The sequence below is a fragment of the Leisingera sp. ABM4_103 genome (assembly GCF_056158685.1).
In genome coordinates this window covers 3,640,015-3,664,074 of the sequence record NZ_JBSWTU010000005.1, presented here as the reverse complement: position 1 = coordinate 3,664,074, position 24,060 = coordinate 3,640,015, and the positions used below count along the sequence as shown (strand labels likewise).

General features: G+C 64.9%; 26 protein-coding genes. 11 read left to right on the top strand and 15 right to left on the bottom strand.

The window, feature by feature from the left end:
* Positions 1-7: 7 nt before the first annotated feature.
* From ihfA to ACXAED_RS19760, 5 genes are all read right to left on the bottom strand, one after another.
* Positions 8-310, bottom strand: a complete 303-nt coding sequence (gene ihfA, locus ACXAED_RS19780; protein ID WP_008207184.1) for an integration host factor subunit alpha — start codon at positions 308-310, stop codon at positions 8-10.
* Positions 311-411: 101 nt separating this feature from the next.
* Positions 412-1,386: a beta-ketoacyl-ACP synthase III gene (locus ACXAED_RS19775; RefSeq protein ID WP_475052647.1), complete on the bottom strand. Its 975-nt coding sequence runs from the start codon at positions 1,384-1,386 to the stop codon at positions 412-414.
* 16 nt (positions 1,387-1,402) lie between these two features.
* Positions 1,403-2,515: a phosphate acyltransferase PlsX gene (plsX, locus tag ACXAED_RS19770; protein WP_475052644.1), complete on the bottom strand. Its 1,113-nt coding sequence runs from the start codon at positions 2,513-2,515 to the stop codon at positions 1,403-1,405.
* 37 nt (positions 2,516-2,552) lie between these two features.
* On the bottom strand, positions 2,553-2,759 hold the full coding sequence (gene rpmF / locus ACXAED_RS19765; RefSeq protein ID WP_008558107.1) for a 50S ribosomal protein L32: 207 nt from the start codon (positions 2,757-2,759) through the stop codon (positions 2,553-2,555).
* 225 nt (positions 2,760-2,984) lie between these two features.
* A complete protein-coding gene (locus ACXAED_RS19760) occupies positions 2,985-3,521 on the bottom strand; it encodes a YceD family protein (RefSeq protein WP_475052642.1) in 537 nt (178 codons plus the stop codon).
* Between the two features lie 100 nt (positions 3,522-3,621).
* On the opposite strand from ACXAED_RS19760, the gene ACXAED_RS19755 reads away from it, so the two are divergent.
* The 3 genes from ACXAED_RS19755 (at position 3,622) to ACXAED_RS19745 (ending at position 6,794) form a co-directional block, all read left to right on the top strand.
* On the top strand, positions 3,622-4,095 hold the full coding sequence (locus ACXAED_RS19755; RefSeq protein WP_475052641.1) for an outer membrane protein assembly factor BamE: 474 nt from the start codon (positions 3,622-3,624) through the stop codon (positions 4,093-4,095).
* 80 nt (positions 4,096-4,175) lie between these two features.
* Positions 4,176-4,916 carry a GNAT family N-acetyltransferase gene (locus tag ACXAED_RS19750; RefSeq protein ID WP_475053158.1) on the top strand — a complete coding sequence of 247 codons (741 nt, stop codon included), beginning with the start codon at positions 4,176-4,178 and terminating at the stop codon, positions 4,914-4,916.
* A 69-nt stretch (positions 4,917-4,985) separates the two neighbouring features.
* The gene (locus ACXAED_RS19745) at positions 4,986-6,794 is read left to right on the top strand and encodes an ABC-F family ATP-binding cassette domain-containing protein (RefSeq protein WP_475052639.1); all 1,809 of its coding nucleotides are present in this window, start codon (positions 4,986-4,988) and stop codon (positions 6,792-6,794) included.
* Positions 6,795-6,938: 144 nt separating this feature from the next.
* Here ACXAED_RS19745 and ACXAED_RS19740 read toward each other — a convergent pair whose 3' ends face one another.
* The 3 genes from ACXAED_RS19740 to ACXAED_RS19730 all read right to left on the bottom strand — a co-directional run bounded on the left by ACXAED_RS19740 (position 6,939) and on the right by ACXAED_RS19730 (position 9,558).
* Positions 6,939-7,493: a sugar O-acetyltransferase gene (locus tag ACXAED_RS19740; protein ID WP_475052637.1), complete on the bottom strand. Its 555-nt coding sequence runs from the start codon at positions 7,491-7,493 to the stop codon at positions 6,939-6,941.
* 281 nt (positions 7,494-7,774) lie between these two features.
* Positions 7,775-8,530, bottom strand: coding sequence for a 3-hydroxyacyl-CoA dehydrogenase (locus ACXAED_RS19735; RefSeq protein ID WP_475052634.1), 756 nt, complete (start codon positions 8,528-8,530; stop codon positions 7,775-7,777).
* A gap of 101 nt (positions 8,531-8,631) precedes the next feature.
* Positions 8,632-9,558: a GNAT family N-acetyltransferase gene (locus ACXAED_RS19730; RefSeq protein WP_475052633.1), complete on the bottom strand. Its 927-nt coding sequence runs from the start codon at positions 9,556-9,558 to the stop codon at positions 8,632-8,634.
* A gap of 46 nt (positions 9,559-9,604) precedes the next feature.
* Here ACXAED_RS19730 and ACXAED_RS19725 point away from each other — a divergent pair, with 46 nt between their 5' ends.
* Positions 9,605-9,742 (top strand): hypothetical protein, encoded by a 138-nt coding sequence (locus ACXAED_RS19725; RefSeq protein WP_475052631.1) that lies wholly within the window; start codon positions 9,605-9,607, stop codon positions 9,740-9,742.
* 401 nt (positions 9,743-10,143) lie between these two features.
* Here the strand turns inward: ACXAED_RS19725 and tyrS are convergent, their stop codons facing one another.
* Positions 10,144-11,400, bottom strand: coding sequence for a tyrosine--tRNA ligase (tyrS, locus tag ACXAED_RS19720; RefSeq protein WP_475052629.1), 1,257 nt, complete (start codon positions 11,398-11,400; stop codon positions 10,144-10,146).
* 143 nt (positions 11,401-11,543) lie between these two features.
* Between tyrS and ACXAED_RS19715 the strand changes: the two genes are divergently transcribed.
* Positions 11,544-12,653: an anhydro-N-acetylmuramic acid kinase gene (locus ACXAED_RS19715; protein ID WP_475052627.1), complete on the top strand. Its 1,110-nt coding sequence runs from the start codon at positions 11,544-11,546 to the stop codon at positions 12,651-12,653.
* 82 nt (positions 12,654-12,735) lie between these two features.
* Here ACXAED_RS19715 and ACXAED_RS19710 read toward each other — a convergent pair whose 3' ends face one another.
* Entirely contained in the window at positions 12,736-13,626 is an 891-nt protein-coding gene (locus tag ACXAED_RS19710) for a fatty acid desaturase (protein ID WP_475052625.1), read from the bottom strand.
* Between the two features lie 43 nt (positions 13,627-13,669).
* Positions 13,670-14,089 carry a cupin domain-containing protein gene (locus ACXAED_RS19705; protein ID WP_475052623.1) on the bottom strand — a complete coding sequence of 140 codons (420 nt, stop codon included), beginning with the start codon at positions 14,087-14,089 and terminating at the stop codon, positions 13,670-13,672.
* Between the two features lie 57 nt (positions 14,090-14,146).
* Between ACXAED_RS19705 and ACXAED_RS19700 the strand changes: the two genes are divergently transcribed.
* On the top strand, positions 14,147-15,565 hold the full coding sequence (locus ACXAED_RS19700; RefSeq protein ID WP_475052621.1) for a protein adenylyltransferase SelO: 1,419 nt from the start codon (positions 14,147-14,149) through the stop codon (positions 15,563-15,565).
* A 156-nt stretch (positions 15,566-15,721) separates the two neighbouring features.
* A complete protein-coding gene (locus ACXAED_RS19695; RefSeq protein WP_475052620.1) occupies positions 15,722-16,426 on the top strand; it encodes an endonuclease/exonuclease/phosphatase family protein in 705 nt (234 codons plus the stop codon).
* 255 nt (positions 16,427-16,681) lie between these two features.
* Here ACXAED_RS19695 and ACXAED_RS19690 read toward each other — a convergent pair whose 3' ends face one another.
* A complete protein-coding gene (locus ACXAED_RS19690) occupies positions 16,682-18,001 on the bottom strand; it encodes a DEAD/DEAH box helicase (RefSeq protein WP_475052618.1) in 1,320 nt (439 codons plus the stop codon).
* Positions 18,002-18,351: 350 nt separating this feature from the next.
* Here ACXAED_RS19690 and ACXAED_RS19685 point away from each other — a divergent pair, with 350 nt between their 5' ends.
* The 4 genes from ACXAED_RS19685 to ACXAED_RS19670 all read left to right on the top strand — a co-directional run bounded on the left by ACXAED_RS19685 (position 18,352) and on the right by ACXAED_RS19670 (position 21,679).
* Positions 18,352-18,765, top strand: coding sequence for a Fur family transcriptional regulator (locus ACXAED_RS19685; protein ID WP_174146276.1), 414 nt, complete (start codon positions 18,352-18,354; stop codon positions 18,763-18,765).
* 157 nt (positions 18,766-18,922) lie between these two features.
* On the top strand, positions 18,923-19,816 hold the full coding sequence (locus tag ACXAED_RS19680; RefSeq protein WP_475052615.1) for a DMT family transporter: 894 nt from the start codon (positions 18,923-18,925) through the stop codon (positions 19,814-19,816).
* Positions 19,817-19,989: 173 nt separating this feature from the next.
* Positions 19,990-21,264 (top strand): phosphopyruvate hydratase, encoded by a 1,275-nt coding sequence (gene eno / locus ACXAED_RS19675; RefSeq protein WP_475052613.1) that lies wholly within the window; start codon positions 19,990-19,992, stop codon positions 21,262-21,264.
* Positions 21,265-21,514: 250 nt separating this feature from the next.
* Positions 21,515-21,679, top strand: a complete 165-nt coding sequence (locus ACXAED_RS19670; RefSeq protein ID WP_475052611.1) for a hypothetical protein — start codon at positions 21,515-21,517, stop codon at positions 21,677-21,679.
* Between the two features lie 439 nt (positions 21,680-22,118).
* Here the strand turns inward: ACXAED_RS19670 and ACXAED_RS19665 are convergent, their stop codons facing one another.
* The 3 genes from ACXAED_RS19665 to ACXAED_RS19655 form a co-directional block, all read right to left on the bottom strand.
* Entirely contained in the window at positions 22,119-22,394 is a 276-nt protein-coding gene (locus tag ACXAED_RS19665; RefSeq protein ID WP_475052610.1) for a glycine zipper 2TM domain-containing protein, read from the bottom strand.
* Positions 22,395-22,616: 222 nt separating this feature from the next.
* Positions 22,617-23,066, bottom strand: coding sequence for a GNAT family N-acetyltransferase (locus ACXAED_RS19660; protein ID WP_475052608.1), 450 nt, complete (start codon positions 23,064-23,066; stop codon positions 22,617-22,619).
* Positions 23,063-24,004 (bottom strand): nucleoside hydrolase, encoded by a 942-nt coding sequence (locus ACXAED_RS19655; protein WP_475052605.1) that lies wholly within the window; start codon positions 24,002-24,004, stop codon positions 23,063-23,065. The genes ACXAED_RS19660 and ACXAED_RS19655 overlap by 4 nt, the downstream gene beginning before the upstream one ends.
* Between the last annotated feature and the right edge of the window lie 56 nt (positions 24,005-24,060).

The window sequence follows — 24,060 nt, the reverse complement described above, 5'->3', positions numbered from 1 at the left end:
GGTCCCGTTATTTACGGTTGCCGTCTGCCACGCGGTCTTTCATCAGGTGGGAGGGCCGGAAGGTCAGCACGCGGCGCGGCTGAATTGGCACTTCTTCGCCGGTCTTCGGGTTTCGCCCGACCCTGGCAGACTTGTCCCTTACGCTGAATGTCCCGAACGAGGAGATCTTCACCTGTTCACCGCGCACCAGGGCGTCCGACATATGCTGCAGCATGCTTTCCACCAGCTGCGCGCTTTCGTTGCGCGACAGGCCAACTTCCCGGAAAACTGCTTCACTCAAATCCATTCGTGTCAGTGTTTTTTCGCCCATACCAATCCCCGTTGTTTGCCAAAGCATATGGCGCGGGGAAATTCCCTGTCAATATCAATGAATTGCGCGGGGTGTTTCGGGCAGGAATCCGGGCGGAAAGGTTACCAGCGCAGCACAACAGCGCCCCAGGCCAGGCCGCCGCCGATGGCCTCGGTCACGATCAGGTCGCCTTCTTTGATCTGGCCGCGCTCTTTGCCGACAGACAGGGCAAGCGGAATGGAGGCGGCGGAGGTATTGCCGTGATCCTGCACGGTTACCACCACGTTGTCCATGCTCAGGCCCATTTTCTTGGCTGTGCCCTGGATGATGCGGATGTTGGCCTGATGCGGCACGATCCAGTCCACATCTGCCGCCGAAAGCCCGGCGCGGTCCAGTGCGGTGTTCGCGGTAGAGGCGAGTTTTTCGACTGCATGGCGGAACACCTGGTTGCCCTGCATCCGCAGATGGCCGGTCGACTGGGTCGACGATACGCCGCCGTCAACATACAGCAAATCCTTGTAGCGGCCGTCCGAGTTGAGGTCGGTGGCCAGAATGCCCCGGTCCTTGTTGGTGCCTGCCAGCTCCTGGCCCTCCAGCAGCAGCGCGCCTGCGCCATCGCCGAACAGCACACAGGTGGAGCGGTCGGTCCAGTCCATGATCCGGCTGAAGGTCTCGGCGCCGATCACCAGCACCCGCTCCGCCTGGCCCGAGGCGATCAGCGCATTGGCGTTGCTAAGCGCATAGACAAAGCCGGCACAGACCGCCTGCACGTCAAAGGCAAAGCCCTTGGTCATGCCCAGCTTGGATTGCACCATTGTGGCGGCAGAGGGGAAGGTAAGGTCGGCGGTGGAGGTTGCCACCACGATGGCGTCCACGTCTTCAGACGTCAGGCCAGCGTCAGCCAAAGCGCGCTCAGCAGCCTTGGCAGCCATATCCGATGTGGTCTCTCCCTCAGCGGCGAAATGGCGGCGTTCGATGCCGGACCGGGATCGGATCCATTCATCCGATGTATCCAGCGAGGCCTCGAATTCCGCGTTTTCAACCACCCGTTCAGGGAGATAGTGGCCTATGCCAACAACTACCGCGCGTCGCGTCATCCGGTGCCTGCCTATTTCAGTCTTTATCGGTGGCCGCCCGCAGGGTGCGGGGGGCAGTATTATCTTGGGTATGCGCGCCGGCAGATGCAACCCGCGCGGCCAGTTTTTCGGCGAATCCGTGCTGAGCCAGGCGGAAGGCGAGCTTCACCGCAGCCGAGACTCCGGTGGCGTCGGCGCCGCCGTGGGATTTCACCACAGTGCCGTTGAGGCCCAGAAACACCCCGCCGTTAACCCGGCGCGGATCCATCCGCTTGGACAGCCGCTTGAGCGAGGTCATCGCCAGCAGCGCCGCGATCTTGGACAGGAAGGAATACTGGAACGCCTCGCGCAGCGCAGTGCGCATCACGCGGGCGGTGCCTTCGCCGGTCTTGATCGCCACATTGCCGGTGAACCCGTCAGTGACGATCACATCCGCCACGTCGCCGGGGATGTCGCTGCCCTCGACAAAGCCCACAAAATCATAGCTGGCCTGCGCCGCATTGTCGGTGATCAGCCCAAAGGCCTCTTTCAGCTCGGCGCGGCCCTTGTGCTCTTCGGTGCCGACATTCAGCAAGCCCACGCGGGGGCGTGAAATGTCCATCGAGTTGCGCACGTAAGAGGTGCCCATCAGGGCGTATTGCAGCAGATCCTCGGCATCCGCCTTCACGTCGGCGCCGACATCCAGCATCACATTGAACCCTTGCGGATTCAGCGACGGCCACAGGATGGCGATGGCCGGGCGGTTGACGCCCGGAAGCTTGCGCAGGCGCAGCATCGACAGCGCCATCAGCGCGCCGGTGTTGCCGCAGGAGACCGCGCCGGCGGCCTCGCCTTGCTTGACCGCCTCCAGGGCGGCCCACATCGAGGTGCCCTTGCCGTTGCGCATCACCTGGGAGGGCTTGTCCTCCATCGTCACCACGTCGCGGGCATCGCGAATCTCGACGCGGCCCTTGAGGGCGCGCTTTTTGGCGACCAGAGGTTTCAGCTGCTCGGCAGGACCGTGCAGGATGAACCCGATATCCGGGTTCTTCTGTGCCGACATGTCAATGCCGGCCACCACAACAGCGGGGCCGGCGTCTCCGCCCATGGCGTCAACAGAAATGATGATGCGGCCGGCTTCTGCCTGATTTTTCGCGGGTTTACCCGTCATGCGAAAGCCTGCCTGGCATCAGGATCCTGTCCGTGGCTTACGCCGCGTCCTCATCGATCTCGATTTCGTCAGCTGCCGCGACGATTTCCTTGTCGTCGTAATGGCCGCAGGACGGGCACACGTGGTGCGGGCGCTTCAGTTCGCCGCAGTTGCCGCATTCGTTCGGGTTCGCAGCAACCAGTGCATCGTGCGCGCGGCGGTTGTTGCGGCGCGATTTGGATACTTTGTTCTGTTGGACGGCCATGTCTCAACCTTTGTCTGTTTGGGCCTTGGGGCCATCCCCGCGGCGCGATTGCATTCGTGTTCGATCGGTGTGACGTGCGTTTAGGCGTCTGCCTAAGCATTGTCCAACCAAAAATTCCGATGAGCGCGCGAAAATACTGCGAATCTCCGGCGGCGCAAGGAGTTTTTTAGGGCAGCGCCGCGCCCGGCGCCAGAAACAATTTCCGCATGTGCGAAAAAACTGCCTTCAGTCCTCATCTTTCAGCTGCCCGCGCAGCGCGGCGAGGCCGGCAAAGGGCTTGGTGTCCTCGTCCCGCATCGGCGCCACGCCATCTTCGGCATAGACCGCTTCGCCCAGTTCGGCGCCGTCCTTGCGCGGGTAGGGCGGGATATGCAGCGCCAGCGCCTCGGCCATCACAGCGGCGGGATCAATGTGGCTGCCCAGCGGCTCGATGCTGTCGTCCTCGGGCATTTCCACTTCGGCGCCTTCCGGCGTCTCGAAGCGGGCCACATAGGTGAGGCTGACCTTTTCCTCAATCCGGGTGGTCACCGGCTCCAGCGTCACAACGCAGTCCTGAACCACGGTGGCGCCCAGGCTGCCGGTCAGCTGCCAGTCGCGCTTGCCCATGGCCTTGACCTCTCCGGTGAAGCGGACCTTGCGCAGGGCATTGACCCCCAGCTCTGCGGCCAGGGCGGCCAGCTCCTCCTTGCCCGGGGTGATTTCAAAGGCGGTCGGGGTGTTCTGCGGCAGGTCCGCCACCCGCAAAGCGGTGCTCTCAGACATGTTAGGGGACTTTCGTTTCTTGAACCGGAAGCGGTCATTAGGTAATCGGGTTGAAAGACGTATTCAAGCCGCGCAGTGCGGCGCGGCTCGGGGGGCCCTCATGTTTGCAAAGGCGTTTCATTACAAGTCCGTTTTGCGCGGCGCGGTATTTGCGGCCGCCGGGCTGGCGCTGGCGGCCTGCACGTCGGTCTACCGCAAGCATGGCTATGTGCCGACGCCCGGCCAACTGGCCGAGGTGGTGCCGGGGATTGATACCCGGGATTCGGTGGCCGAAACCATCGGCGTGCCGTCCTCGACCGGTGTGCTAAACGACAGCGGCTATTATTATGTCGCGACCCGCTTCCGCCACTATGGCGCCGCCGCGCCGGAACCAGTGGCGCGGGACCTGGTGGCAATCAGCTTTGACACCCAGGGCGTGGTGGAGGGGATCCGCCGCTACAGCCTGGAAGACGGCAAAGTGGTGCCGCTGGAGCGCCGGGTGACCAGCTCAGGCGTGCAGGACAGCACCTTCCTGCGCCAGCTGCTGGGCAACCTTGGCAACTTCGGCCCCGGTCAGATCCTGAACACCGAGTAAGCCGGCTTTACCGCCGTGCTGCAGCGCCTATGTCAGGATATGCGCGCCGCACCAGCGCGGGCCTGCAGCAGGGGGCAGCCATGGCCGAGCCGGAGATTTTGCTGAGCAAAGGGCAATACAGCGCCCGTCTTGCCTGCGGAGCGGCGGATATCGCTGCGGCGCAAAACCTCCGGGCCCTGTGTTTCCGGACCGTTGGAACAGATTGCGACGCCTTCGACGGCATCTGCGCGCATGTTCTGGTCGAACATGCCACGACCGGTGAGCTGGTCTGCTGTTTCCGGCTGCTGGTGCTGGAGCGCGGCGCGGACCTTGGCCGCAGCTATGCGGCGCAATTCTATGACTTGCCGGGGCTTCGGAGCTTCACGGGCCGGATGGCCGAGCTGGGCCGCTTCTGTATCCACCCGGACTGGCATGACCCGGATATCCTGCGCATCGCCTGGGGGGCGATCACAGGCCTGGTTGACGGGCAGGGTGTGCAGATGCTGTTTGGCTGCTCCTCCTTTGCCGGCACGTCTGCTGCGCCTTACCTGGACGCATTTGCGCTGCTGAAGCAGCGGCATCTGGCGCCGCCCCAGTGGCAGGTGCAGGAGAACGCGCCGGAGGTCGTCCGCTATGCGGCAGAGCTGCGGCAGGCGCCCGATCTGAAGAAAGCGCAGCGGGGGATGCCGCCCCTGCTGCGGACCTACCTGGCAATGGGCGGCTGGGTCAGCGACCATGCGGTGGTCGACCGGCAGATGAACACGCTGCATGTCTTCACCGGCTTGGAGATCGGCGCTATCCCGGCGGCCCGCAAACGGCTGCTGCGTGCCGTGGCCGGGTGATATTGAGTATTTATGGAAAGATGAACAGGGAGCGTTGACGCGATTTTGCCGCCGGGGTAGCTGGCTGGCATGGCACGTATTCCTCTTTTGCAGATGTCCGGCATTTCCCTCACCTTTGGGGGCGATCCGGTTTTCGCCAACCTCGATCTGGTGGTGCAGCCCGGCGACCGGGTGGCGCTGGTGGGCCGTAACGGTTCGGGAAAATCCACGCTGATGAAGGTGATGGCGGGGATTGTTGAAGCCGACCAGGGCGATATCGTGGTGCCGCCGGGCAAATCCGTCGGCTACATGGAGCAGGACCCCAAGATGGAGGGGTTTGCGACGCTGGGCGATTTTGCCGCCAGCGAGCTGGACCCCGGCGAGATGTACAAGGTGGAACGCGCGGGCGAGGGGCTGAAGTTCGACCCGGCGCGGCCCGTCGGGACGGCCTCGGGCGGGGAGCGCCGCCGTGCCGCATTGGCCAAGCTGATGGCCGAAGCGCCGGACCTGATGCTGCTGGACGAGCCGACCAACCACCTGGATATTGAAGCGATCACCTGGCTGGAAAACGAGCTGAAGGCCACCCGGGCGGCCTTTGTGCTGATCTCCCACGACCGGGCGTTCCTGCGGGCGCTGACCCGGGCCACTCTGTGGGTGGACCGCGGCGAGGTGCGGCGGCAGGAAAAGGGGTTCGAGCATTTCGAGGCCTGGCGCGACAAGGTCTGGGAAGACGAAGACATGCAGCGCCACAAGCTGAACCGGCTGATCAAGTCGGAAAGCCGCTGGGCGGTGGAGGGCATCTCTGCCCGGCGCAAGCGCAACATGGGCCGGGTGCGGGCGCTGCAGGATCTGAAGGCGGAGCGCTCTGCCCAGATCAAGCGCCAGGGCACCGCCGAGATGGCGCTGGAAGCCGGGCCGAAGTCTGGCCGCAAGGTGATCGAGGCGGAGGGGCTCAGCAAGGCGTTCGGCGGCAAGCAGATCGTCAGGGATTTCTCTCTGAAGGTCCAGCGCGGTGACCGGGTGGCCTTCGTCGGTCCCAATGGTGCGGGGAAAACCACGCTGTTGAAGATGCTGCTGGGCATGGAAGAGCCGGATGCCGGCAAGGTGCAGCTGGGCACCAATCTGGAAATCGCGCTTTTCGACCAGACCCGCGACCAGCTGGACGGCAATTCGACCCTTTGGGAGAACCTGACCGCCGACCCCTTGCTGGGGATTTCAGGCAAGGCGGATCAGGTGATGGTGCGCGGCCAGCCCAAACATGTTGTCGGCTACCTCAAGGAATTCCTGTTCGACGAACGCCAGGCGCGGGCGCCGGTACGCTCCTTGTCGGGCGGGGAAAAGGCGAGGCTGCTGCTGGCGCGGCTGATGGCGCGGTCCTCAAACCTCTTGGTCTTGGACGAACCGACCAACGATCTGGATGTCGAGACGCTGGATCTGTTGCAGGAGCTCTTGGACAATTACGACGGCACCGTGCTGCTGGTGAGCCACGACCGGGATTTCCTGGACCGGGTGGCGACCACGACGATTGCGATGGAAGGCAACGGGCGGGCCACGGCCTATGCCGGCGGCTGGAGCGACTACATCGCGCAGCGCGGGCCGCTGGAGGTTTCTGAGAAGACGGAGAAGGTCAAGCCTGCGAAAGCCAAACCCAAGCAGGAGAGCCAGCCCAAGGACGGCCTCAGCTTCAAGGAAAAGCACCGGCTGGAGGCGTTGCCGGGTGAGATCGAGCGTCTGGAGGCGGAGATCGGCAAGCTGCAGGAACTGATGGCAGATCCGGAGCTGTTCACTCGCGAGCCGGTCAAGTTCAAGAAAGCGACCGAGGCTCTGGTGGAGCGTCAGGAAAAGCTGGCGGCGGCCGAGGAGGAATGGCTGCTGCTGGAGGAAAAGGCCGAAGGCTGAAGCGGCTTTTTAATTAGGGCAGCGAGGCTGACCAAATGTTTCGCGCGCGAAACATTTGGTCAAAGTTGCTGCCGTAAAGCGTTGGAATTCATCAGGAAATGCTAAGCGCAGGTTAAGGCGGCGGGCGCTGCCTTGATCGTCCGTTTACCTGTGCCGGGGGCGGGCGGGATTGCCGGTCACGGTTTCACCTGCTGCGACATCCTTGGTCACAACTGCGCCTGCGCCGACAATGGCGCCATTGCCGATAGTGACGCCCGGCAGAATGATGGCGCCGCCGCCAATCCAGACATCGGCCCCGAGGGTGACGGGGTATGCGATTTCGAGGCCTTTCGCCCGCAAGTCCCTGTCCTTGTGGTGCTGGGCGCAGTAAATTTGCACATTCGGCCCCAGCATGGTGCCGTCGCCGATGGTCACGGCGGAGGTGTCCAGGATGGTGCATCCCGCATTTAAATAGACGTTGTTTCCGAGGCTGATGTTGATGCCATAGGCGCAGTGAAACGGAGCCTCGATCAGGCAGTTTTCGCCGTGGGCGGCAAAGAGCGCGGCAAGCGGGGGGCTGAGCCGTTCCGCCGGATCAGGGAGGGCCATGCTGTGCTGGTGCACCGCAACCCGGGCCTGATGGCGCAACGCGGAGAGTTCGCTGTCCAGGCAACAGTACCACTCGCCCGCCTGCATTTTCTGCCGTTCTGTTTTGCTCATCGCGGCCTCCTGACAGGAGTGAATTGCGGAGCGCAGGGATTGTCAATTGCGGCAATGCTCCCGCGCCCGCAGGTGCCCTGGCTGCGCCAAGGCGCCTTCGTGCGGCCTTGGGCCGCGCATCGCTGCGCAATGAAGAAGAAACTGCTGAGAACCGCTTGAGGGGCTGGTTTGACCCTCAAGACGCCATTTCGATTGTCTGATCCGCCGTTTGCGCGTCAAGGGTGAACCGTGCTGCGCACGGCGGCGTTGCCGCCCTTGACCCGCACCCACCGGCAGGGGCGTCAGCGCATGCGCAGGGCGCCGTCGATGCGGATGACTTCGCCGTTCAGGTAGCCCATTTCGACGATGAAACCCGCCAGACGGCCGTATTCGCGCGGGTCGCCCAGGCGGGCGGGGTTGGGGACGTCTGCGGCCAGCTGCTGCTGCACCTCTTCCGGCAGGCCGGCCAGCATCGGGGTCATGAAGATGCCGGGTGCGATGGTCATCACCCGGATGCCGGAAGATGCCAGATCCCGCGCCATCGGCAGGCACATGCCCGCGACGCCGCCCTTGGAAGCGGCATAGGCGGCCTGGCCCTTTTGGCCGTCGAAGGCCGCGATGGAGGCGGTGTTGATGATCACGCCGCGGGCGCCGTCATCGTCGGGCGTATTCTTGGCGATCTCGACAGCGGCCAAGCGGGCGACGTTGAAGGTGCCGACCAGGTTGATGTCGATGGTGCGCTTGTAGGCATCCAGGGGGTGCGCGCCGTCCTTGCTGACTGTCTTGGCGCCGATGGCGATGCCCGCGCAGTTCACGCAGGCGGTGATCTTGCCCATCTTTTCCACCGCGTGTGCGATGGCGGCGGAAACAAAGTCTTCGCTGGTCACGTCGGTCTGGGCGAAGTGGCCGCCGATTTCCTCTGCCACCTGGGTGCCGCGCTCTGCGTCGCGGTCGAGGATGGTTACCTGGGCGCCTTGTTCGGCGAAATAGCGCGCGGTGGCCTCGCCGAGGCCGGAGGCGCCGCCGGTGATGACGGCTGCTGTCTGTGCAAGTTTCATGAGCGGGGCTCCTCCCGGTTATCTGAACATGTGTTCATATAATGCAGGCTGCGCCTGCCTGTCCAGCGGGACGGGGCGTCGCGGCAATGGGGGTGCGGATGTCAGCCGGCCATCAGGCGGCGGTCGAGGGCTGCCAGCGGGCGCAGCAGGCGGCCGAGCGGCGGCCACCAGCCCCAGGTGCCGCCCAAGCGGTGCAGCCTGGCACCAGTGCCGAGTTTGAACCGGGCCAGGCCGGGGGTGTCTTCGGTGTTGATCAGGCCGAGGTCGAGCTGGCGGATGCCCTTGGCGGAGAGCCAGCTGGCGGCCTCCCACAGCAGCCGGTTTTGGGCGCTGAGCTGCTTGCCGCGGGCGGTGGTGTGGGCGATGTGATAGGTGGCGGTGCTGCCGTGCAGCAGGATCAGGATGGCGGCCACGGGTCCCTTCCCCTCGAAAGCCTGGAACAGCTTAGCCTGGCCCCTGTTCTGCTGCGCATAGGCAAGGGTGAGGCCGATGGGCCAGCTGCGGTAGCCGCGGCTGCCCTGCTGTTTGGCGTCAGCTGCGAACAGCCAGTGGCCAGGGTCATGCGGCAGGTTCTGGCGGGTGAGGCGCAGGTCCTGGGATTCGCCGTGTTTCAAGCGGTTGCGCCATTTCTGGTGCAGCGCGGCGCGGCGCTGATCCGGGGGGGCGGAGAGGTCCAGCAGCGCTGCATGGGCCGGGCTCATCAGCGGCACCGCACCGATGCGGGCCAGCTCCGGCGCCGGGGTTTCCGGAGACAGGATCAGGGGCGTGCGGCCCAGGCCGTGCGCCTGCAACGCCTCCCGCAGGGATGCCGGTTCCGCAATGACTGCACGGTTTACCATGGCCAGCTGCAGGCCGCCTGGCAGCCGCCGCAGCAGCACCAGCGTGTCCTGCAATTGCGGTAAGGTGACCGGCGCCTGGCCGCAGGCGCGCAGGGCCCGGGCGAACTCAGGGCTTTGCTGGAGTGCGCAAGTGCGGTTGAGGGCGCTCCGGGCTGGCGGCATGGAGAGGTCTGGTGCGGCATCATACATGCCCCGCATTAACGCGCTGGAAACCTAAATCAGGGTTAATGAGCGCATGAAAAATTCAAGCCAGATCATGGGGCAGGCGGCGGCTGCGCCGCGGATGACCAAGGCGGCGGCGCTCCTGATTGCCACCGGCCTGTCGGTGCCGGTGTTTGTGCTGCTGACGCTGCTGGAGGCGCTGCTGTTCTGAAACGGCCGGGCAAGCTCCCGCGCCCGCAGGCGCATTGGCTGCGCCACTGCGCCTTTGTGCGGCCTTGGGCCGGGCGCCGCTGCGCGGCGCGCTGCTGCACAGCAGATAGGTTGCTGAGAGGCGCTCAAGGTCAAGTCTGCCCTTAATCGCCTGTTCCAGTCTATCCCGTCCAGCTCCGCCTCAAGGGTAAACCGTGCTGCGCACGGCCGCTGGAGCGGCCCTTGACCCGGTGCTGGCCTGATGGCAGCCGTAGCCAGCGAGGCGCTGCCGCGCCGCGCGGCGCGCGGTGCCGGGCCAACCATGAAGGCTCATCTTTGACGGGGCTGGAATGGGCGGGGAGCCTGGTGGCAACAAAAAAAGGGAGCGCAGAGGCTCCCTTTTTCCGTTCCATGCCAGACGGTTCAGCCGTCCAGCCGCACCAGGGCATGGCGCTTCTTGCCAGCGCTCAGCTTGATCGGCGAGGACAGGGCGCCCGCGTCGATCATCAGGCCTGCATCCGTCAGCGGCTGATCGTCGATCCTGGCGCCGTTCTCGGCAATCAGGCGCTTGGCATCCTTGCCGGATTTGGCAAGGCCGGATTTCACGATCAGCTGCACGATCGAGATGCCGTCACCCAAGTCTGCCGACGACAGCGAGAGGGTAGGCAGGTCGTCGCCCACACCACCCTTTTCAAACACCTCGCGCGCAGTGGCTTCCGCCGCCGCCGCCGCTTCGGCGCCGTGGCAGAGGGTGGTCACCTCATTGGCCAGGATCACCTTGGCGGCGTTGATCTCGGATCCAGCCAGCGCGCCCAGGCGCTCGCATTCCCCGACCGGCAGCTCAGTGTAGAGCTTGAGGAAACGGCCCACGTCCGCATCGGTGGTGTTGCGCCAGAACTGCCAGAACTCATACGGGGAGCGCATGTCGGCGTTGAGCCAGATTGCGCCTTCGGCGGTCTTGCCCATCTTCTTGCCGTCCGAGGTGGTCAGCAGCGGCGAGGTGAGGCCATAGACCTCGTGGTCGATCACCCGGCGGGTGAGGTCGATGCCGTTGACGATATTGCCCCATTGGTCGGAACCGCCCATCTGCAGGATGCAGCCGTAGCGGCGGTTCAGCTCCATGAAGTCATAGGCCTGCAGGATCATGTAGTTGAACTCGAGGAACGAGAGCGACTGCTCGCGGTCGAGGCGGGACTTCACGCTTTCGAACGACAGCATCCGGTTCACCGAGAAATGGCGGCCGATGTCGCGCAGGAATTCCAGGTAGTTCAGGCCGTCCAGCCACTCGGCGTTGTTCAGCATCAGCGCCTTGTTCGGCGCGTCGCTGTCATAGTCGATGTAGGCGGAGAACACCTTCTTGATGCCCGCGATATTGTCGTCGATCTGCGCTTCGGTCAGCAGCGGGCGCTCGTCCGCGCGGAAGGAGGGGTCGCCCACCTTGGTGGTGCCGCCGCCCATCAGGGTGATCGGCTGGTGGCCGGTCTTCTGGAACCAGCGCAGCATCATGATCTGGATCAGCGAGCCGACGTGCAGCGACTTGGCTGTCGCGTCAAAGCCGATATAGGCCGGGCGCACACCTTGAAGCAGGGCCTCATCCAGCCCCTGATAATCGGTGCAGTCCGCGAGGAACCCGCGTTCCATCATGACTGCGACGAAATCCGATTTCGGTGTGTAGGTCATAACATGCCTCGGTCTATGGTTTTGCACCATGCCCTATAAATCGCATTGGCGCCGGTTGGAACCTGTTTTCCCGGCAAAATATGCGCTGTAGTGTGGCGCGCAAACGGGCGGAACGGCCCGGTTCTGTGAGAGGGGCAGGGGCGATGAGCAAGGCCATTGCGAAAACAGGTGCGGTCAGGGCGCTGGGGGCGATGAGCGGCACCTCGCTGGACGGGGTGGATGCGGCTGTGGTTGTGACCGACGGCGCGCGCATTCACGGGTTCGGCGAGAGCAGCTACCGCGAGTATTCCGCAGAGGAGCGCAGCGTGCTGCGCGCGGGCCTGGGGAAATGGACCGGGCCGGAAGTGGACGCCGCTGCGGAGGTCTGTGACGCAGCCCATGCCGCGGCGCTGGCGGCGTTCGGGGATGTGGAGATCATCGGCTTTCACGGCCAGACCCTGGCCCATGCGCCGCGGCGGCAGGGGACGCTGCAGGTGGGTGACGGGGCGGCGCTGGCTGAGACCTTGGGCAAGCCGGTGGTCTGGGACTTCCGCTCAGACGATGTGACGATGGGCGGAGAGGGCGCGCCGCTGGCGCCGTTCTTTCACTTTGCCTGTGCCAAATACATCGGTGCCGAACAGCCCCTGTGTTTCCTGAACCTGGGCGGGGTGGGCAACCTCACCTATGTGGACCCGCGGTTCGACAGGCCAGAGGAGCCGGGCGCGCTCCTGGCCTTTGATACCGGGCCCGCCAACGCGCCGGTCAATGATCTGGTGCAGGAGCGGCTGGGCATTCCCTGGGATGCGGACGGCAAGGTTGCTCGGTCGGGCACTGTGGAAACCGGCGCGCTGGAGCTGTTCCTGGCCGAGCCGTATTTTGCAAGAATGCCGCCCAAGTCTCTGGACCGGAACGATTTTGCGGAAATGGTCGGACTGGTCAACGAACTGAGCGATGCGGATGCGGCGGCGACCCTGATCGCCATGTGCGCAGCCGCTGTGGCGCAGGGAATGGAGCATTGCCCGGAGCCGCCGGAGATGGTGCTGGTCACTGGCGGCGGGCGGCATAACCCTGTGCTGATGGAGATGCTGCGGGTGTCGCTGGACTGCCCGGTGAAGCCGGTGGAGGACGCAGGCCTGGACGGCGACATGCTGGAGGCGCAGGCCTTTGCCCATCTGGCGGTGCGGGTGGCGCGCGGTATGCCGACTTCGGCGCCTGGAACCACTGGCGTCAGCGCTTGCGTCGGCGGCGGCGTGGTGAGCGTGCCGGGGGAGTGACCGGGTGCGTCCAGGAGCAAGAATTTTCAGAAAATTCTTGCCAAATTTCTTCTGAAGAAATTTGCCGCCTGTGGCGCGCGGATCAGCGGGAAAGCTGGCGGAGGTAGTCTCCGGTGAACGCAGCATAGCCGTCCGACGTGGACCTCAGATACTCTTGGGCAATGGCGTGGAAGGCGGGCAGCTGGTGGAACGGCACGTTGGGGAATGAATGGTGCTCGGCATGATAGGGCATGTTCCAGGCCAGGAAGCGCACCAGCCGGTTTGTGAAGGTGGTGCGGGAGTTTTCCAGCATGTTGGCAACAGGCGGGCAGAGGCCGTGTTCTGCCAGAAGATAGGCGCGCAGGACCGGCTGGCCGATCAGCAGCGGCAGGATCCACATCCACAGCACCATCGGCGACGCCAGCAGGCTCAGCAGCGCGGCGGCGTAAAGGGCCAGCAGCACCCGTGCTTCCAGCCGCATATCCGAGTGGCGGCGTTCCGGCAGGTAAGGCGCGCTGATCGTGCCGAAGGCGTTGCGCCAGAGGGTCCCGGCCATGCCGCGCCAATAGCTCCAGCCGCTCAGGTATTTGAACCACTGGGGTAAGGTGGCCGGGCGCGGCCCGTGCTCCAGTTCCGGGTCGCGTTCGGGATCGTTGGTGTATTTGTGATGCGCCAGGTGGAAATAGCGGAACCAGGTGAAGGGCAGCGCGATGGCGAGGGCGCAGGCATGTCCCGCGGCCTCGTTCAGCCATTTGCTGCGGAAGGGTGTTTGGTGGGTGCACTCGTGGCTGAGCGTGAACAGGAACACCAGCAGTATGCCCTGCGGCAGCATCAGCAGCGGCCAGAGCGGCACTTGCAAGGCAATGCCTGCGGTGCAGGCGGCGAGGGCGGTCAGGTAGAGGGCCAGGTGGCGCAGGCCCGCTGCGTCGGAACGGGCCGTCAGGGCGGCCTTGGTCTCTGGCGGCAGCGACTTGATCAGGGCGGAGTGATCCATGCGGGCAGTGTTGGACGCCCGGCAATTCGCTGCAAGGGGCGGGTCAGGCGCGGGGAATGTCGAAACCGGGCGCGGCCAGCTCGAAACCCTCGAACCGGAAGCCGGGGGAGACGGTGCAGCTGACCAGCGTGTAGTCCCCGGTGCTGCGCGCCGCCTGCCAGTGGCCCTCCGGCACGATCAGCTGGGGCGCGCCATGGGTCAGGTCCGGGGTCAGCAGGTGGTCTTGCGCGGGACCCTCGTCCGTTGCCGCCATCGAGAGCACCAGCGGCGCGCCGGCGTGGTAGAGCCAGATCTCAGCAGCATCGACCCGATGCCAGTGGCTGGCCTCGCCGGCCTTCAAAAGGAAGTAGATACAGCTGCCTGTCGGGCGGCCCTCATTCCCGGCCCGCCAGGTTTCTTTGTACCAGCCGCCCTCCGGGTGCTGCTGCAGGCCCAGGTGCTGGATGATCCGGTCTGCGTCCATTGCTGCTCTCCCTCTATTGGTGCTGGTAAATCTCTATTCCAGTCATATGTTTGGGCCATGACACTCATGATCCCCTTTGACAACACCTATGCTGCCCTGCCGGGGCAGTTCTACTCCAAACTGGCGCCGCAGGCTGTGAAGGCGCCCAGTCTGGTGGCGTTTAACGAAAATCTGGGCCGGATCATGGGGATCACACCCGGGGAGGCGGCGGAGATGGCGGAGGTGTTCGGCGGCAATAGGGTACCGGACGGTGCGGACCCGCTGGCGCAGCTTTACTCAGGGCATCAGTTCGGCACTTACAATCCGCAGCTCGGCGACGGACGCGCGATCCTGCTGGGGGAGACCGTGGGAACAGACGGCAAGCGCCGGGATATCCAGCTGAAGGGATCGGGACGGACGCCGTATTCGCGGGGCGGCGACGGGCGCGCCTGGCTGGGGCCGGTGCTGCGTGAATATGTCGTGAGCGAGGCGATGCACAGCTTAGGCATCCCCACAACCCGTGCGCTGGCAGCGGTGGAAACGGGCGAGACCGTCTGGCGCGAAGGCGGGCTGCCGGGCGCGGTGCTGACCCGGGTGGCGGCGAGCCATCTGCGGGTGGGCACATTCCAGGTATTCGCCGCGCGCGGCGACAAGGCGAGCCTCAGGCAGCTGACGGACTATGCAATTGCCCGCCACTACCCGGAAGCGGAAGGCCCGATGGGGCTGTTGAAGGCCGTGCGCGATGCCCAGTCGGAGCTGATTGCCGCGTGGATGGCGGTGGGATTTATTCACGGTGTGATGAACACCGACAATTCCGCGATCTCGGGCGAGACCATCGACTACGGGCCCTGCGCCTTCATGGATGTGTACCACCCGCACACGGTGTTTTCCTCGATCGACCGCGGGCGGCGCTATGCCTATGCCAACCAGCCCACGATCGCTGTCTGGAACCTGGCGCAGCTGGCTACTGCTCTGATCCAGCAAATGGACGACCCGCAGGAGGGCGTGGAGGAGGCGACGGAGATCGTGCACGCGATGCCGGACCTGACAGAAGCAGCCTGGCTCGGCCGCTTCCGGGCCAAGCTGGGGATCACCTCGTCGCAGGAGGATGACCTGGAGCTTGTCACCTCCCTTCTGGGGCGGATGGCAGAGAACCAGAGCGATTTCACCAACACTTTCCGGGCGCTGGCCAAGGGCACGGCGCGGGACCAGTTCACCGGTCCCGAGGCCTTTGATGCTTGGGCGGAAGGCTGGCAGGCGCGGTTGGAGGGAGAGCCGGACCCGCAGGCGGTGATGCGCCGGGCAAACCCGGCCTTCATCCCCCGCAACCACAGGATTGAGGAAATGATCGCCGGCGCGGTGGCGGGCGACTACGCCCTGTTCCACCGGCTGAACGATGTGCTGGCCCGCCCTTATGATGACCAGCCGGACCACGCGGATCTGCAGCGCCCGCCGTTGCCGGAAGAAGTGGTGCAGGCGACGTTCTGCGGCACCTGATCCCCTGTTCATCTGGCTGAAAATATCCTCGGGGGTGAATTGAGCTGAAGGCTCAAGAGGGGGCAGACCGCCCCCTGCGCCGGTTGCGGCCTGATGCCGGTTGTGCATGGGCCGCATTCTGCGCCACACTCCCTGCAAGCCCCGGAGAGAGAGCAGATGCCGAAGCCCCCGCCGCCGGACACCCTGCGGATTGCCACTTACAACATTCAGAAATGCGTCGGCATGGACTTGCGCCGGCGGCCGGAGCGCACCTTGCAGGTGCTGTCGGGCCTGGGCGCTGATGTGGCGGTGCTGCAGGAGGCCGACAAGCGCCTGCCGCCGCGGCCCGCAGCGCTGCCGCATTTCCTGGTCGAGGAAACCGGCTGGCAGGCCGCGGATCTGGGCGGGGCGGGATCCTTGGGGTGGCATGGCAATGCGGTGCTGTTCCGCAATGGCGTGCGGCTGCGGGCCAAGGGCCATATCACACTGCCGGGGCTGGAGCCGCGCGGCGCGGTCTGGGCGCTGCTGGAAACAGAAGCCGGGCTGGTCCGGGTGATCGGCGCGCATCTGGGGCTGACGGGGCGCGCCCGGCGCGAGCAGATGCATGCGCTGGCCCGTGCGGCGGAAGCGGATGACGCGGCAGTGGTCCTGGCGGGGGATTTCAACGAATGGTCGCGCTCTCCGGTGCTGGAGCATATCGCCCCGGCGCTGACCTTTTTGCCGCCGAAGGCCAGCTTTCCCGCGCTGCGGCCCTTGGGAGCGCTGGACCGGATCGCCCATTGCAGGCGGCTGGAGGCGGTGGCGCATGGGGTCCATGGCGCGCGGCCGGCGCATATCGCCTCTGACCATCTGCCGGTCTGGGCGGATTTGCGGGCGGTTTGACTGCCGTTTGACTGCTGCTGGCAAGGGAGGGCTCCCGCGCCCGCAGGAGCTTCAGGCTGCGCCTGGCGCGCCTTGGCGGCCTTGGGCCGGGCGCTGCTGTGCAGCGCAGAGTTTTTCTGCTGAGAGGCGCTTAAGGGCAGGTTTGCCCTTAAGGCGCCATTTCGAGTGTGTATTCCGCCAGCGCCGCGTCAAGGGCAGGCCGCGCGTGCAGCGCGGTCCCTGCAGGCCCCTTGACCCGGCGCTGGCGGGGAAGCTTCAGCGTGCGCGCTGCTTTTGGCCGCGGCGCTGGGCGTTGCCGGGCTTGCTGCCCTGAGGTTTGCCCTGGCCGCTGTTGCCGCCGCCGCCACCGCCTCGGCGGCGCTGACCGCCGGGTTTGCCGCCGCCGCGGCGTCCGCCGGGACGGCCGCCTGGCTTGCCGGCGGGTGCGGCCGGATCGGGCATCGCTTCCCAGGCGCGGCCGGAGGCGACGGGGATGGTGATCTTCATCACCTTCTGGATCGCCTTCAGCTCGTCCATCTCATCCGGCGAGCAGAAGGCGATGGCGGCGCCATCCTTGCCTGCGCGCGCGGTGCGGCCGATGCGGTGCACATAGGCGTCGGGCACATTCGGCAGCTCGTAGTTGTAGACGTGCTTGACGTCCGGGATATCCAGGCCGCGGGCGGCCACGTCGGTGGCAACCAGCACCTTGATGTCGCCGGACTTGAAGGCAGCCAGGGCGCGTTCGCGCTGGCCCTGGCTTTTGTTGCCGTGGATGGCGGCGGCGGCAAAGCCTGCCTTATCCAGCACCTTCATCAGCTTTTCCATGCCGTATTTGGTGCGGCCGAAGACCAGCGCGCGCTCGTCCTTGTGCTCTGCCAGCAACTCCTTCAGCAGGCTCAGCTTTTCCGCCTTGGCGATGAAATGCACCGACTGGGTGATCTTGTCGGCAGCCTTGCCCGGAGGCGAGACTTCGATCCGGACGGGGCTTTGCAGATAGGAGTTGGCGATCTCGTTCATCTGCTTGGGCATGGTCGCCGAGAACAGCATGGTCTGGCGTTCCGTCGGCAGTAGCGCCGCGATCTTGCGCAGGGTGTGGATGAAGCCGAGGTCCAGCATCTGGTCGGCCTCGTCGAGCACCAGGAAGTCGCAGGAGCCGAGGTCCAGCGCGCCGCGGTCGAGGATGTCGATCAGGCGGCCCGGGGTGGCGACCAGGATGTCGGTGCCCTTTGCGATGCGGGAGATCTGCGGGTTGATGGAGACGCCGCCGACCACCAGGCCGACCTTCATCGGGGTGCCTTCGGTCAGGCCCCTGAGGGTGTCGGCGATCTGGTTGGCCAGCTCGCGGGTCGGGGCCAGCACCAGACCGCGCACGGTGTTGGCGGCGGGCTTGCGGCCGTATTGCATCATCTGCGCGATCAGCGGCACGCCAAAGGCGGCCGTCTTGCCGGTGCCGGTCTGCGCCAGCCCAAGCACGTCCTTGCCGTTGAGGGCATGAGGAATAGCGCGGGCCTGGATCGGGGTGGGGTCGTTCAGACCCATGTCCTGAAGGCGGGCGAGGAGCTTCTCAGGCAGCCCCATGGTCGAAAATTCAGTCACGTATCGTCCTTTCACGGCCCTGCGGTCTGCACTGGCCGGGTCCGCTGCACGGCAGCGGTTTCATGCGGGGCAGGGACCTCGGGCGCGCGCTGGCCGGATGCCAGGCCGCTGGCCTCTGCAATCCCCACGCGTGATTTTGGGAATGGCGGCATATCACTAGACCCCGGGTGTTCTGTTACGCACATGCGGTGCGGCCGGTATTGGTCTCTGCTCACGCGGCAGGGAGGGATGCCTGGGTGCCAAATGGCTGTGGATAAGCGGTTTGTCAACTGCAGATGCACGTGAAAAGCCTGTTTTCGGCGCAGTTTGCATCCGTTAAAGAGGAAGCCCAGAAAACCGCGAGGACGCAAATGGCAAAGACGATTATCGCCCGCTGCGAGCGCAAGGGCCTGCGCATGACCGGCCAGCGCCGGGTGATTGCCCAGGTGCTGCAGGACAGCGATGATCATCCTGACGTCGAGGAGCTATATGCCCGTGCCAGCGCGATGGATGCGGGGATTTCGATCGCCACTGTCTACCGCACCGTGAAGCTGTTCGAGGAAGCGGGCATTCTGGAGCGGCTGGAGTTCGGCGACGGGCGCGCGCGCTATGAGGATGCCGACCGCGAGCATCACGACCACCTGATCGACATGAATTCGGGCGAGGTGATCGAGTTCTGCGACCCGGAGATCGAGGAGCTGCAGGAGCGGATCGCCCGCAAGCTGGGCTATGAGCTGCGCGGGCACAAGCTGGAGCTTTACGGGGTGCCGCGCAAGCAGGACTGAGGCGGCAGGTGGCGCCCGACCTATCACGAAAATTGATGAGTGTGCTCACGCCTTGTCATCGGCGGGCGTCGGAAACGGAGTTGCCGCCGGGGCATTTTGCCGCTTTTGTCCCACGGAACCCGGCAGCCCCGCCGGGCGGAACGATGGACGCGCGCTCATGAACAACCTGCACGGCATTCTGCTGGTCATTGCCTCGATGGCATTTTTCACGCTTGAAGACATGTTCATCAAGCAGCTGTCAGGCACCTTGCCTGTGGGGCAGATCCTGATATTCCTCGGTATCGGCAGCGGGCTGGTCTTTGCTGTGATGGCGAAGATGCAGGGGCACCGTCTGTTCGCGCCGCGCAGCTGGCGGCTGCGGCCGGTGCTGCGGGCGGGGACCGAGGCGGTGTCGGCGATGGGGTTTGCCTCGGCGCTGGCGCTGGTCGATATCTCAGTCGTGGCTGCCGTGTTCCAGGCGACGCCGCTGGTGATCACCATGGGCGCGGCGCTGTTTCTGGGCGAGCAGGTCGGCTGGCGGCGCTGGCTGGCAATTTGCACCGGCTTTGCCGGGGTTCTGCTGATCATCCGCCCGGGGCTCGACAGTTTTGAACCGGCGGCCCTGCTGGTTGTGATTGCGGTGCTGGGCGTGGCCACGCGGGACCTGATGACACGGGTGATGGACAGCGCGGTGCCGTCAACCGTGGTCAGCTTCCAGGCCTTCCTGGCAGTTATCCCTGCGGGGCTGCTGCTGCTGGCCTTCACCCCTGGCGAGGCGCAGGTGATGGAGCAGAACGAATACCTGATGATGGCAGGCGGGGTGCTGTTCGGGGTGCTGGGCTATTACGGCATCGTGACTGCGATGCGGGTGGGAGATGCCTCGGCGGTGACGCCCTTCCGCTATACCCGGCTGCTGTTTTCGATTCTGGTGGGCGTCATCGTTTTTGGCGAGCGGCCCGACACGCTGACCCTGAGCGGGGCGGCGCTGATTATCGGATCTGGGCTGTATACCTTTGTCCGCGAGCAGCGGCTGGCGCGGCGGGCACGCCGTGCGGCAGCGGCTGCGGCCTGAGGTCCCGCCTGGCAGAAATCCTCCGCCCTGTTGGCGCAAACAGCGTTTTGTTAGCCCTAACCTGCCGGATTTAGACGTGTTAGCGATAACGAGCGTGGTTTACATTTCCCCCGCGGCTGGTATGACGCTGGCAACAGAACGCGCCGCTTTCAGGCCCAACCAAGGATGGACAGATGAGCACCATTATCGACATTCACGCCCGTGAGATCCTCGACAGCCGGGGCAACCCGACGGTTGAGGTCGACGTGATCCTGGAAGACGGCACCATGGGCCGCGCCGCCGTGCCCTCCGGCGCGTCGACTGGCGCCTATGAGGCGGTGGAGAAGCGCGACGGCGACAAGTCCCGTTACATGGGCAAGGGTGTGCTGGAAGCGGTTGCTGCGGTGAATGGCGAGATTGCCGAGGAGCTGGTCGGCTTTGACGCAACAGAGCAAGTGGCCGTGGACAGCGCGATGATCGAGCTGGACGGCACCGAGAACAAGGGCCGCCTGGGCGCCAACGCAATTCTGGGCGTGTCGATGGCGGTGGCCAAGGCCGCGGCTGACTTCACCACCCAGCCGCTGTACCGCTATATCGGCGGCACCTCCGCCCGCGTCCTGCCGGTGCCGATGATGAACATCATCAACGGCGGCGAGCACGCCGACAACCCGATCGACATTCAGGAATTCATGATCATGCCGGTGGCTGCGGACAACATCCGCGAAGCCGTGCGCATGGGCTCCGAGGTGTTCCACACTCTGAAGAAAGAACTGTCGGCGGCTGGCCTCAGCACCGGGATCGGCGACGAGGGCGGCTTTGCACCCAACATCGCCTCCACCCGCGAAGCGCTGGATTTCGTTCTGAAATCCATCGAAAAGGCTGGCTACAAGCCGGGCGAGGAGATCTACCTGGCGCTCGATTGTGCGGCGACCGAATACTACAAGGACGGCAAATACGTTCTGTCCGGCGAGGGCAAGACCCTGTCGTCCGAAGAGAACGTGGCCTATCTGGCGGCGCTGGTGAACGACTACCCGATCATCTCCATCGAGGATGGCATGTCCGAGGATGACTGGGACGGCTGGAAGGCGCTGACCCAGGAGATCGGCGACAAGGTGCAGCTGGTGGGCGACGACCTGTTCGTGACCAACCCGGCACGTCTGGCCGAGGGCATCGAGCGCGGCTGCGCCAACTCGATGCTGGTGAAGGTGAACCAGATCGGCTCGCTGACCGAGACCCTGAAGGCGGTCGATATGGCCCACCGCGCACGTTACACAAACGTGATGTCGCACCGCTCCGGCGAGACCGAGGATGCCACCATCGCCGACCTGGCGGTTGCCACCAACTGCGGTCAGATCAAGACCGGCTCGCTGGCGCGTTCTGACCGGCTCGCGAAGTACAACCAGCTGATCCGCATCGAGGAAATGCTGGGTGAAGTGGCCGAATACGCGGGCCGTTCGATCCTGAAGTAAGAGCGTCTTCAGCTGGAAGCCGCAAAGCGCCTTGAACGGTTGTTCGAGGCGCTTTTTTTTGGGGGGGACGTCACGTCCAGCCGTGCATGCTGGCGGTCTTACGCAAGGCGGGCTCTGCAAAAACTCTGGAGGCGCTGCGCCATCGTCGGCGCGCCCGGGACAGTCATGGCCGGGCCTTAACACGCATCAAGGCCTGCTTTGCCGGAAACGGGCATTCTGTACCCGGTCACCGTCAATGCAGGAGCCTCACATGACCCCCGTCCGCATCATCATCCTTGCCTTGTTGTCTCTGCCGCTGCTGCTTGCTGCGTGCACCGAGCCCGGCACTTATCCAATCAGCGGTGAGGAGTGCGGGCCCGACGACCCGGTGCTGGAACTTGACGCGAGCGATTGCCCGTCATTGGCGGCAATCTGATCCGCTTGCCCCGTTTCCTTGGCGCGGCTGGGGCTGGAAAGCCCGCAGCATAAGAGCTGGCACCCGTCAGAAAACACGCTTTTATCAGAGCGTTACCTTCCGGAAATTGCATGTGTGGCCCGGATCACAGACGCTCACGCAGGCGTCATGCTAGGTTGATCTTGCGCGGCGCACGGGTGCTGCGGGAAAGGGGGGGACAGGCCATGAAAACGCGGTTTATGCGCACAGTGGCGATCTGTGCAGTTCTTTCAGCACTTGTGGGGTGCAGCGGGGCCGGGACATACCCGATCAGCGGTCAGCCGGCGTCGGCCGGCGATCCGGTGATGCGGATGGACATGTCCGACAATTACCCGTTGCTGGCCGGGCTATAGTCAGGCGACCGGGGGGCTAGCGCCTGCAACTGGCGCCCTGACCGGGGGCGGGGCGCCAGTTGGCAGCATTAACAGGGGGCAGTGTAATAGGTGCCGTCACCGCGGGAATAGGCGCACTGCTGGGTCTGGTTGTTCTGTGCAACCAAAGTGCCAGCTGCTGCGCCGCCCAGTGCGGCGATCAGGCGCCAGTCGTCGTCGGCCTTGAGCGCATCGGCAGCGATCAGGCCGGCTGCGGCACCACCTGCCACGCCAGCGACTGTGCGCTGTTCCGGGGTCAAGTTGGTACAGGCGCCCAGGCCCAGGGCGGCACTGGTGGCGAGAACGGGAATCCAGCGGAAATTCATGATTTTCCTCCAATTTCGTTGGTCCGGACGGCCTGTTTGAGGGCCGCGGATGGCACTATAACGCCAGCTGCTGACGGATGGTTCCGGTTTGTTGGGTGAATTTTCCGCTGCGGCGCCGATCCGCCCGCGCCGGGTGCCAGGCGGCAAGCTTCCGCCGCACGGCTGGGGGGGACCGCATTTCAGCGCGAAGTCCGGCCCGGAGACGTATTGGCTGCCGCAGAGTTACAGGTTCTTGGTCATCAGAATGTAGTTCTTGCGCGGCTGGAAGCGGGTGCGCAAGTAGAGCCGCTGAGCGGTTTCATTTTCCCGGTCGACTTCAAGATGAAGGGCGCGCATTCCAGCAGTGGCCAGTGATTTCGGCAGCTCGGTCAGAACCTCGGTGGCGATGCCGCGGCCGCGCACCGCAGGACGGATGTAAAGCTCATCCACAAATCCGTCCATGCCGCCAAACTCCACTGACCAGCCGAAAGTGATCACGATATAGCCGATCGGCGCCCGGGTGGGTCCAATCAGGTAGACGGCGCCATAGGGGTGGCCGTTCAAGAGGGGCTCGATCCCGGCGCGGCGGTGCTCGTCGCTGCTCTCCAGCCCGGATTCGGTATGGAAGGCGGCGACCAGCGGCAGCACGGTATCCAGATGCTCAGGCTTGGCGAGATGCAGGGCGGCGCTCATAGGCGGGCGAGCCTTTCGGTTAGAAGATCAAAGAAGCCGTCCGCGTCGGCATCACCGATGAACAAGGCGTTGGGCGTACGGTCCGTGACACCCCACCAGTCTGCGACTGTCATGCCGAGCGTGAGGGCGGAGGCGGTTTCGATTTCCACATTCACATGGCGGCCGGAGAAGAGTTCAGGCCTGAGCAGCCAGGCGATGACGCAGGGATCATGCAGCGGGCCGCCTTCGGAGCCGTATTTCTCCACATCGAAGCGCTCGAAGAAATCGAGCATTTCAGCGGTGAAATGGCCGACGCGGGTACCGAGGGCGCGAATCGCCTCCACTCGCGGCTTGGTGGCCAGAACCTTGTGCGTCACGTCGAGCGGCATAACGGTGATCGGCGCGCCGGATCTGAACACGATTTCAGCGGCTTCCGGATCGACATAAATGTTGAATTCGGCTGCCGGGGTGATGTTGCCCACCTCAAAATAGGCGCCGCCCATCATCACGATCTCCAGCACCCGTTCGATGATGTCGGGTGCGGTGTTGAAGGCGGCGGCGACATTGGTGAGCGGACCCAGGGTGCAGAGGGTGACGGTGCCCGGTTCATGCGCCCGCAGGGTTTCGATGATGAAATCGACGCCATTGTCCCCGGCCAGCGGCATCTGCGGCTCCCACAGCTCTGGCCCGTCGAGGCCGGTCTGGCCGTGCACATGTTCCGCGGTGATCAGCGGGCGGTAAAGCGGCGCCTTGCTGCCCGCAAAGACGGGTACATCCGTGTGGCCTGCGGCCTCGCAGACGATGCGGGCGTTCTTGCTGGTGAGCGGCAGCGGCACATTGCCCGCGACACAGGTGATGCCCAGCAGATCCAGCTCGTCAGGGCTGGCCAGCGCGAGCAGGATGGCGACGGCATCATCCTGCCCCGGGTCGGTGTCGATGATGATTTTCCTGGCGCTCATCGCTGTCTCCGCAATTCGTGAGCCACGACACTACGCGCAGTTCGGCCGGGATTGAA

Excerpts from the sequence above, each read along its gene's own strand:
- ACXAED_RS19710 (WP_475052625.1), bottom strand. The coding sequence starts at position 13,626 with ATGGATCACTCCGCCCTGATCAAGTCGCTGCCGCCAGAGACCAAGGCC.
- ACXAED_RS19695 (WP_475052620.1), top strand. The coding sequence starts at position 15,722 with ATGCCGAAGCCCCCGCCGCCGGACACCCTGCGGATTGCCACTTACAAC.
- ACXAED_RS19760 (WP_475052642.1), bottom strand. The coding sequence starts at position 3,521 with ATGTCTGAGAGCACCGCTTTGCGGGTGGCGGACCTGCCGCAGAACACC.
- ACXAED_RS19775 (WP_475052647.1), bottom strand. The coding sequence starts at position 1,386 with ATGACGCGACGCGCGGTAGTTGTTGGCATAGGCCACTATCTCCCTGAA.
- ACXAED_RS19745 (WP_475052639.1), top strand. The coding sequence starts at position 4,986 with ATGGCACGTATTCCTCTTTTGCAGATGTCCGGCATTTCCCTCACCTTT.
- eno (WP_475052613.1), top strand. The coding sequence starts at position 19,990 with ATGAGCACCATTATCGACATTCACGCCCGTGAGATCCTCGACAGCCGG.
- ACXAED_RS19755 (WP_475052641.1), top strand. The coding sequence starts at position 3,622 with ATGTTTGCAAAGGCGTTTCATTACAAGTCCGTTTTGCGCGGCGCGGTA.
- ACXAED_RS19705 (WP_475052623.1), bottom strand. The coding sequence starts at position 14,089 with ATGGACGCAGACCGGATCATCCAGCACCTGGGCCTGCAGCAGCACCCG.
- tyrS (WP_475052629.1), bottom strand. The coding sequence starts at position 11,400 with ATGACCTACACACCGAAATCGGATTTCGTCGCAGTCATGATGGAACGC.
- ACXAED_RS19715 (WP_475052627.1), top strand. The coding sequence starts at position 11,544 with ATGAGCAAGGCCATTGCGAAAACAGGTGCGGTCAGGGCGCTGGGGGCG.
- ACXAED_RS19670 (WP_475052611.1), top strand. The coding sequence starts at position 21,515 with ATGACCCCCGTCCGCATCATCATCCTTGCCTTGTTGTCTCTGCCGCTG.
- ACXAED_RS19725 (WP_475052631.1), top strand. The coding sequence starts at position 9,605 with ATGAAAAATTCAAGCCAGATCATGGGGCAGGCGGCGGCTGCGCCGCGG.
- ACXAED_RS19685 (WP_174146276.1), top strand. The coding sequence starts at position 18,352 with ATGGCAAAGACGATTATCGCCCGCTGCGAGCGCAAGGGCCTGCGCATG.
- rpmF (WP_008558107.1), bottom strand. The coding sequence starts at position 2,759 with ATGGCCGTCCAACAGAACAAAGTATCCAAATCGCGCCGCAACAACCGC.
- ACXAED_RS19730 (WP_475052633.1), bottom strand. The coding sequence starts at position 9,558 with ATGTATGATGCCGCACCAGACCTCTCCATGCCGCCAGCCCGGAGCGCC.
- ACXAED_RS19740 (WP_475052637.1), bottom strand. The coding sequence starts at position 7,493 with ATGAGCAAAACAGAACGGCAGAAAATGCAGGCGGGCGAGTGGTACTGT.
- ACXAED_RS19735 (WP_475052634.1), bottom strand. The coding sequence starts at position 8,530 with ATGAAACTTGCACAGACAGCAGCCGTCATCACCGGCGGCGCCTCCGGC.
- plsX (WP_475052644.1), bottom strand. The coding sequence starts at position 2,515 with ATGACGGGTAAACCCGCGAAAAATCAGGCAGAAGCCGGCCGCATCATC.
- ACXAED_RS19680 (WP_475052615.1), top strand. The coding sequence starts at position 18,923 with ATGAACAACCTGCACGGCATTCTGCTGGTCATTGCCTCGATGGCATTT.
- ACXAED_RS19660 (WP_475052608.1), bottom strand. The coding sequence starts at position 23,066 with ATGAGCGCCGCCCTGCATCTCGCCAAGCCTGAGCATCTGGATACCGTG.
- ACXAED_RS19750 (WP_475053158.1), top strand. The coding sequence starts at position 4,176 with ATGGCCGAGCCGGAGATTTTGCTGAGCAAAGGGCAATACAGCGCCCGT.
- ihfA (WP_008207184.1), bottom strand. The coding sequence starts at position 310 with ATGGGCGAAAAAACACTGACACGAATGGATTTGAGTGAAGCAGTTTTC.
- ACXAED_RS19665 (WP_475052610.1), bottom strand. The coding sequence starts at position 22,394 with ATGAATTTCCGCTGGATTCCCGTTCTCGCCACCAGTGCCGCCCTGGGC.
- ACXAED_RS19700 (WP_475052621.1), top strand. The coding sequence starts at position 14,147 with ATGACACTCATGATCCCCTTTGACAACACCTATGCTGCCCTGCCGGGG.
- ACXAED_RS19655 (WP_475052605.1), bottom strand. The coding sequence starts at position 24,004 with ATGAGCGCCAGGAAAATCATCATCGACACCGACCCGGGGCAGGATGAT.